The 8,400-nt window shown below is 69.8% G+C and carries 2 protein-coding genes; both read right to left on the bottom strand.

The window, feature by feature from the left end:
* Positions 1-18: 18 nt before the first annotated feature.
* Complete coding sequence (locus G4D85_RS44195; protein WP_205525977.1) at positions 19-1,392, bottom strand: cytochrome P450; 1,374 nt, start codon at positions 1,390-1,392, stop codon at positions 19-21.
* 13 nt (positions 1,393-1,405) lie between these two features.
* Positions 1,406-8,400, bottom strand: a 6,995-nt coding sequence (locus tag G4D85_RS44190) for a non-ribosomal peptide synthetase (protein WP_164020351.1), incomplete at its 5' end; no start/stop codon positions are given.

Raw genomic sequence — 8,400 nt, 5'->3', positions numbered from 1 at the left:
GAGTGAAGAGTCGGGTGCTCAGGCGACCTGGGGGGCGGCGTGCAGCGTGGCCAGCACACCGTGACGCGGGCGGCGGGTGGTGGCGGCCCATGCGACGACCGGGTGTTCTGGCACCAGGCGCCACTGGCAGCGCTGAAGCAGTGTGGCGAGAGCGACGGTCAGGAGCGTCACGGTGTAGCCGTTGGCGACGCACTGCCGCTGGCCAGCACCGAAGGGGAGGTAGGCGTAACGGTGCCGGACCTCCTTCTGCTCGGGGAGGAATCGCTCGGGGAGGAACCGCTCGGGCTCGGTCCAGAACGAGGGATGCCGGTGCAGGAGGTAGGGGGAGATCAGCATCTTCGTGCCCGGAGCCACGGTGTAGCCGTCGATCTCATCCTCGTTCAGCGCCCGGCGCATGAAGGTCCACGCGGGAGGGTGGATGCGGAGCGCCTCTTCCACCACCGCGCGTGTGTAGGGGAGGGACTGGAGGCTCTCGGCCGTGAGCGGCTGTCCTCCCAGCACGGTGGCCAGCTCCCCCCGCGCGCGCTGCTCCACCTCGGGGTTGCGTGCCACCTCGTACAGAATCCACGTGAGCGCCACGGACGTGGACTCGTACCCGCCGATGAAGAGGTTCACCAGCTCGTCACGCAGCTCGGTGTCCGTCATGGCCGCGCCCTGCGTGTCCCGAGCGTCCATCAACATCGTCATCATGTCGTCCCTGCCGGCGGGGGACTGACGGCGCTCGGCGATCAGGCGATACATGTCGGTGTTGACCTGCTCGATGGCATTGAAGAAGCGCTTCATCTGCGCGCGATGCTGGCCGAGCAGGCCCTTCACCACGTCCAGCAGTGTGCGGGGAGGGCCGTGGAGCAGGTGCCCGAGGGTGTCCATGCCCTCGCGCAGCGAGGCCCGGTTCGCGCGCGCGTCCTCCGAGAAGATGGAGTTGCCGAGCATGGTGATGACCAACCGGCGCATCTGCTCCAGCAGCTCCAGCCGCGCACCCGTGGCGGCCTGGGGCGCCCAGCGCTCGGCGTGCTGCTGGGCGTCCCGCACCATCCCTTCCACCATCCGGGCCAGCCGCGGGCGGTGGAAGGACGGCTGCACCATGCGTCGCTGGCGGCGCCAGAAGTCCCCGTTGCTGACGAACAGGCCACGGCCCAGCAGCGGATCCGGATTCTCGCCCACCATGGACGGGTAGTTGCTGGCCTTGTCCGCCAACACGTACTGCGCATGGTCCGGGTGCGACAGCAGCCAGGTCGGGCCATGGTTCATGGGCAGGCAGACGATGTCGCCGTACTTCTGCCGCTCCTGGGCGAGCTGTTCCAGTGCGTCCTTCACCTGCACGATGCCGAACCGGGGCAGCCAGTTGCGCTTGGGCCCGGGAGGAAGGGCGGATTTCCTTGGCGTGGTCATGGTGATGGGGTCCTCACTCCTTGGGGTCCGCTTCATCCGAGGAGAAGGATTCGGAGGCGAGCAGCTTCTGCACCTGCTCGTCGTCCAGCTCATCCAACTGCGCCATCATCGACTCAAGGTCCTCCAGATTCACCTGCGCTGTGAGCCGCAGGATGTTGAGGGCGAACTCGGCCACGGTGGGCGCTTCGAAGAAGTCCTGCAGGGACAACTCCACGTTGAAGGCGGAGCGGATGCGGGTGACAGCCTGGGTGGCCAGCAGTGAGTGGCCGCCGAGGTCGAAGAAGTTGTCGTGGATGCCCACGCGCTCGACGCGGAGCACCTCGCTCCAGAGGGCGGCGAGTCGCTGCTCCGTCTCGTTGCGGGGAGCGATGAACTCGACGCCAGCCGCGAGCGCTCCGTCGGGAGCGGGCAGGGCCTTCCTGTCCACCTTGTCGCTGGTCGTCAGTGGCAGTGCCGTGAGGGAGACGAAGGCGGAGGGCACCATGTACTCGGGCAGCCGCTGCTGGAGGAAGGAGCGCAGCGAGGCGGCGTCGAGGGAGTGTTCCGGCTGTGGGACGGCGTAGGCCACCAGCCTGTCCTCGCGGAGGACGACGACGGCTTCGCGCACGGAGGGGTGGGAGGAGAGGACGGCTTCGATTTCGCCCAGCTCGATGCGGAAGCCGCGCAGCTTCACCTGGAAGTCGATGCGGCCGAGGTATTCGAGGTGGCCGTCAGAGAGCCAGCGCACCTTGTCGCCGGTGCGGTAGAGGCGCTCGCCGGGCTCGGAAGCGAAGGGGTTGGGGATGAAGCGCTCGGCGGTGAGCTCGGGACGTCCGAGGTAGCCGCGAGCCAGGCCAGCGCCGCCGACGAACAGCTCTCCCGGCACGCCCACCGGAGCCGGCCGCAACCCGGCATCCAGGACGTAGGCGCGCACGTTGTCGAAGGGCTGGCCGATGGTGATGCGTCCCGCCTCCACCTCGGAGTCGAGGGTGGCGCAGATGGTGGTTTCGGTGGGGCCGTAGGCGTTGATGAAGCGGCGCCCCGGCTTCCAGCGAGCCACGAGCTCGGAGGTGCACGCCTCGCCAGCGGAGGTGAGGGACTCCAGGGCTTCGAGGCCCTGGGGCTCGAGTTGGGCGAGCACGGAGGGGGTGAGGGTGGCGGCGGTGATGGCGCGCTGGCGGAGCAGCTGGTGCAGGGGAGCGCCGGGCATCAGCTCGTCACGGGAGGCCAGGTGCAGCGCGGCGCCAGCCATGAGGGTGGGGAGCGTCTCCCAGACGGAGGCGTCGAAGCCGATGGAGGCGAACTGAAGGACGCGACTGCCTGGGCGCAGGCGCATGGCGTCGATGGTGCGCCGTGCGGTGTTGCACAGGCCGCGGTGGCGCAAGAGGGTGCCCTTGGGCCTGCCGGTGGAGCCGGAGGTGTAGATGACGTAGGCGAGGTTGTCTGGCAGCACGCGCACGTCGGGTGCGTGCGTGGGCTGGCGGGCAATGAGGGAGTCCCACTCGGAGTCGAGCAGGACGAGCAGCTCACTCTGGACGGGCAGCTCGTCGGCGAGGTGCTCCTGGGTGAGGAGGATGGGAGGCCGCGCATCGCGCAGCATGAAGGCGAGGCGCTCGGTGGGGTAGGAGGAGTCGAGGGGGAGCCAGGCACCACCGGCCTTGAGGACGGCGAGGATGGAGACGACGAGCTCCGGGGAGCGCTCGACGCACAGGCCGACGAGGACCTCGGGGCCTACGCCCAGGGAGCGCAGGTGGTGAGCGAGCTGGTTGGCGCGCTCATCGAGCTGGCGGTACGTGAGGGTCCGCTCGCCCATCTGGACAGCGGGAGCATCCGGGGTGCGCCGTGCCTGAGCCTCGATGAGGGCATGGGCGCTCGTGTCCTGGAGCTCCGCGTCCGTGGCATTCCAGTCCACGAGGACCCGCTGCCGCTCGGCCTCGGTGAGCAGGGGCAGCGAGGACAGGCGCGTGTCGGGGTTGGCGACGGCTGCCTCCAGCAGCACCTGCAAGTGCTCGATCATCCGAGCCATGGTGTCGGTGTCGTACAGGTCGGTGCTGTAGTCGCAGATGCAGGCCAGGCCCTCGGGCGTCTCGTTGATGGCGAGCGTGAGGTCGAACTTCGCCGCGCCTGTGTTGCCCTCCACGCCTCGGAAGGCGAGGCCGGGCAGCTTCAGCTCGGTGATCGGAGTGTTCTGCAGGACGAGCTTCACCTGGAAGAGGGGTGCATGGGCGAGGCTGCGCCCCGGGTTGAGCACGCGGACCAGCTCCTCGAAGGGGACATCCTGGTGGGCGTAGGCACCGAGCGCGACCTGACGAGCGCGTCCCAGCAGCTCGCGGAAGGAGGGGTCCCCGGAGAGGTCCCCGCGCATGACGAGCTGGTTGACGAAGAAGCCGATGAGGCCCTCGGTATCGGCATGGGTGCGGCCGGCGATGTCCGTGCCGACGACGATGTCCGTCTGCCCGGAGTAGCGAGAGAGCAGGGACTGGAAGCCTGCGAGCAGCGCCATGAAGGAGGTGACGCCCTCGCGCTGACAGAGCGCCGCGAGCGCTTGCGACAGCGCCTTGGGCATGAGTCGCCAGAGGGAGGCTCCACGGTAGGACTGGGTGGCGGGACGAGGCCTGTCGGTGGGCAGCTCCAGCACCTGGGGTGCGCCCGCGAGCTGCTGGCGCCAGTAGGAGAACTGCGCTTCGAGCGCCTCGCCCTGGAGCCACTGGCGCTGCCAGGCCGCGAAGTCGGCGTACTGGACGGGCAGCTCGGGCAGGGGCGAGGGCTGGCCTTGAGAGAAGGCCTCGTAGAGCGCCGCCACCTCGCGCACCAGCACGCCCAAGGACCAACCATCCGAGCTGATGTGGTGCACGTTGAGCAGCAGCACATGCTCGGTGTCGGCCAGCTTCAGCAGCAAGGCACGCAGCATGGGGCCGCGGGCAAGCGAGAAGGGCTTGCGGCACTCGGCCTCGATGAGTCGGCGGGCCTCGGCCTCGCGCTCGGCGGCGGGCAGGACGCTCAGGTCGGCGCGCTCCAGGGGGAGGGGCGCGGGAGGCGCGATGACCTGGAGCGGCTGGCCAGCCTCGGAGGGGAAGGAGGTGCGCAGCACCTCGTGACGGCGGACGAGCTCGGTGAGGCTGCGCTCCAGGGCAGCCGTGTCCAGCGTGCCTTCCAGGCGCAGCGGAGCGGGCACGTTGTACAGCGCGCTGTCGGGCACGAGCTGGTCGAGGAACCACAGGCGCTGCTGTGCGAAGGACAGCGGCAGCGCGCCTGTCCTTTCGACGGGCCGCAGAGGCGGCTGGGCGAGCGTTCGCGCCGCTTGGGTGGAGGTCTCCACGGTCCTGGCGAGTGCCTCGAGGGTGGGCGCCTCGAAGAGGGTGGACAGGGGCAACTCCACTCCGAGGGAGGCGCGGATGCGAGAGACAACCTGGGTGACCAGCAGCGAGTGGCCGCCGAGCTCGAAGAAGTTGTCGTGGATGCCCACGCGCTCGACGCGGAGCACCTCACTCCAGAGGGCGGCGAGTCGCTGCTCCGTCTCGTTGCGGGGAGCGACGAACTCGACGCCAGCCGCGAGCGCTCCGTCGGGAGCGGGCAGGGCCTTCCTGTCCACCTTGTCGCTGGTCGTCAGCGGCAGTGCGGCGAGGGAGACGAAGGCGGAGGGCACCATGTACTCGGGCAGCCGCTGCTGGAGGAAGGAGCGCAGCGAGGTGGCGTCGAGGGAGTGTTCCGGCTGTGGGACGGCGTAGGCCACCAGCCTGTCCTCGCGGAGAACGACGACGGCTTCGCGCACGGAGGGGTGGGAGGAGAGGACGGCTTCGATTTCGCCCAGCTCGATGCGGAAGCCGCGCAACTTCACCTGGAAGTCGATGCGGCCGAGGTATTCGAGGTGGCCGTCCGCGAGCCAGCGCACCTTGTCGCCAGTGCGGTAGAGGCGCTCGCCGGGCGCTGAGGAGAAGGGGTTGGGGATGAAGCGCTCGGCGGTGAGCTCGGGACGTCCGAGGTAGCCGCGAGCCAGGCCTGCGCCGCCGACGAACAGCTCTCCCGGCACGCCCACCGGCGCCGGGCGCAGATGCGCGTCCAGGACGTAGGCGCGCACGTTGTCGAAGGGCTGGCCGATGGTGACGCGCCCCGCCTCCACCTCGGAGTCGAGGGTGGCGCAGATGGTGGTTTCGGTGGGGCCGTAGGCGTTGATGAAGCGGCGCCCCGGCTTCCAGCGCGCGACGAGCTCGGAGGTGCACGCCTCGCCGGCGGAGGTGAGCGTCTCCAGGGCTTCGAGGCCCTGAGGCTCGAGCTGGGCGAGCACGGAGGGGGTGAGGGTGGCGGCGGTGATGGAGCGCTGGCGGAGCAGCTGGTGCAGCGGAGCGCCGGGCATCAGCTCGTCACGGGAGGCCAGGTGCAGCGCGGCGCCGGCCATGAGGGTGGGAAGCGTCTCCCAGACGGAGGCGTCGAAGCCGATGGAGGCGAACTGGAGGACGCGACTGCCTGGGCGCAGGCGCATGGCGTCGATGGTGCGCCGTGCGGTGTTGCACAGGCCGCGGTGGCGCAAGAGGGTGCCCTTGGGCCTGCCGGTGGAGCCGGAGGTGTAGATGACGTAGGCGAGGTTGTCGGGAAGCACGCGCACGTCAGGGGCGTGAGTGGGCTGGCGTGCGATGAGCGAGTCCCACTCGGAGTCGAGCAGGACGAGCAGCTCATTCTGGACGGGGAGCTCGTCGGCGAGGTGCTCCTGGGTGATGAGGATGGGAGGCCGCGCGTCGCGCAGCATGAAGGCGAGGCGCTCGGTGGGGTAGGAGGAGTCGAGGGGGAGCCAGGCACCGCCGGCCTTGAGGACGGCGAGGATGGAGACGACGAGCTCCGGAGAGCGCTCGACGCACAGGCCGACGAGGACCTCGGGGCCGACGCCCAGGGAACGCAGGTGGTGAGCGAGCTGGTTGGCGCGCTCGTCGAGCTGGCGGTACGTGAGGGTCCGCTCGCCCATCTGGACAGCGGGATCCTCCGGGGTGCGCCGCGCCTGAGCCTCGATGAGGGCATGGGCGCTGGTGTCTTGGAGCTCCGCGTGGGTGGCATTCCAGTCCACGAGGACCCGCTGGCGCTCGGCCTCGGAGAGCAGGGGCAGGGCGGACAGGCGCGTATCGGGGTTGGCGACGGCCGCCTCCAGCAGCACCTGCAGGTGCTCCAGGAGTCGGGCCATGGTGTCGGCCTCGTACAGGTCAGTGCTGTAGTTGCAGAGGCAGGCCAGGCCCTCGGGGGTCTCGTTGATGGCGAGCGTGAGGTCGAACTTCGAGGAGCCGGTGTCGTTCTCTGCGCCGCGGAAGGTGAGCCCCTGCACGCGCAGCTCTGTGGCGGGCGCGTTCTGCAGGACGAGCTTCACCTGGAAGATGGGGGCGTGGGCGAGGTTGCGCTCTGGGTTGAGCACGCGGACCAGCTCCTCGAAGGGGACGTCCTGGTGGGCGTAGGCACCGAGCGCGGCCTGGCGAGTGCGTCCCAACAGCTCGCGGAAGGATGGGTCTCCCGAGAGGTTGCCGCGAAGGACGAGCTGGTTGACGAAGAAGCCGATGAGGCCCTCGGTGTCGGCATGGGTGCGGCCGGCGATGTCGGTACCCACGACGATGTCCGTCTGCCCGGAGTAGCGAGAGAGCAGGGACTGGAAGCCTGCGAGCAGGGCCATGAAGGAGGTGACGCCCTCGCGCTGGCAGAACGCGGCGAGCGCTTGCGACAGCGCCTTGGGCATGAGCCGGGCGAGGTTGGCGCCACGGTAGGACTGGGTGGCGGGACGGGGCCTGTCGGTGGGCAGCTCCAGCACCTGGGGGGCACTGGCGAGCTGCTGACGCCAGTAGGAGAACTGCGCTTCGAGGGCTTCTCCCTGGAGCCACTGGCGCTGCCAGGCCGCGAAGTCGGCGTACTGGACGGGCAACTCGGGCAGGGGCGAAGGGTGGCCTTGCGAGAAGGCCTCGTAGAGCGCCGCCACCTCACGCGCCAGCACTCCCATGGACCAACCATCGGAGCTGATGTGGTGCAGGTTGAGCAGCAGCACGTGCTGCTGCTCGTCGAGCTTCAGCAGCAAGGCACGCAGCATGGGGCCGTGCGCGAGCGAGAAGGGCTTGCGGCACTCAGCCTCGATGAGCCGGTGGGCCTCGGCCTCACGGGCGGCGGCGGGTAGGGCGCTCAGGTCGGTGCGCTCCAGGGACAGGGGCGCGGGAGGCGCGATGACCTGGAGGGGCTGGCCAGCCTCGGAGGGGAAGGAGGTGCGCAGCACCTCGTGACGGCGGATGAGCTCGGTGAGGCTGCGCTCCAGCGCGGCCGTGTCCAGCGTGCCCTCCAGGCGCAGCGGCGCGGGCATGTTGTACAGGGCGCTGCCGGGCACGAGCTGGTCGAGGAACCACAGGCGCTGCTGGGCGAAGGACAGCGGCAGCGCGCCTGTCCTTTCGACGGGCTGGAGGGAAGGCAGCTTCGGCCCGAGCCCCTCACGCGCGAGGGCGTCGATGGAGGCGGCGAGGGCTTCGAGGGTGGGCGACTCGAAGAGAGCGCTGATGGGCAGGTCCACACCGAAGGTGGTGCGGATGCGCGAGATGACCTGGGTGGCCAGCAGGGAGTGGCCGCCCAGCTCGAAGAAGTTGTCGCGGGCTCCGATGCGAGCCGCCCCCAGCAGCAGACTCCACTGGGAGGCCAGGAGCTGCTCGGTGGGCGTGCGCGGAGCGACGTAGGAGCCGCTCTCCTCCAAGCCCTGGAGACCGGGAGGCGGCAGGGCCTTCCTGTCGAGCTTGCCACTGGAGTTGAGGGGCAATGCCTCCATGGAGACGAAGGCCGAGGGCACCATGTACTCGGGCAGCCGCTGCTGGAGGAAGTCGCGCAGGGCGGCGGCGGTGAGCGGCTGCTCCGAGGCAGGTGACACGACGTATGCGACCAGGCGCTTGTCGCCCGGAGAGTCCTCGCGTGCCACGACGACGGCCTGGCGCACGAGGGGGTGCAGCTCGAGGGTGGTTTCGATTTCCCCCAGCTCGATGCGGAAGCCGCGCACCTTCACCTGGAAGTCGAGGCGGCCGAGGAACT

The organism is Pyxidicoccus trucidator (genome assembly GCF_010894435.1).
GTDB lineage: Bacteria > Myxococcota > Myxococcia > Myxococcales > Myxococcaceae > Myxococcus > Myxococcus trucidator.
This window is presented reverse-complemented; position numbering and strand designations above follow the sequence as displayed.

Bases quoted from the DNA above. Each gene is read 5' to 3' on its own strand.
- G4D85_RS44195 (WP_205525977.1), bottom strand. From the start codon at position 1,392: ATGACCACGCCAAGGAAATCCGCCCTTCCTCCCGGGCCCAAGCGCAAC.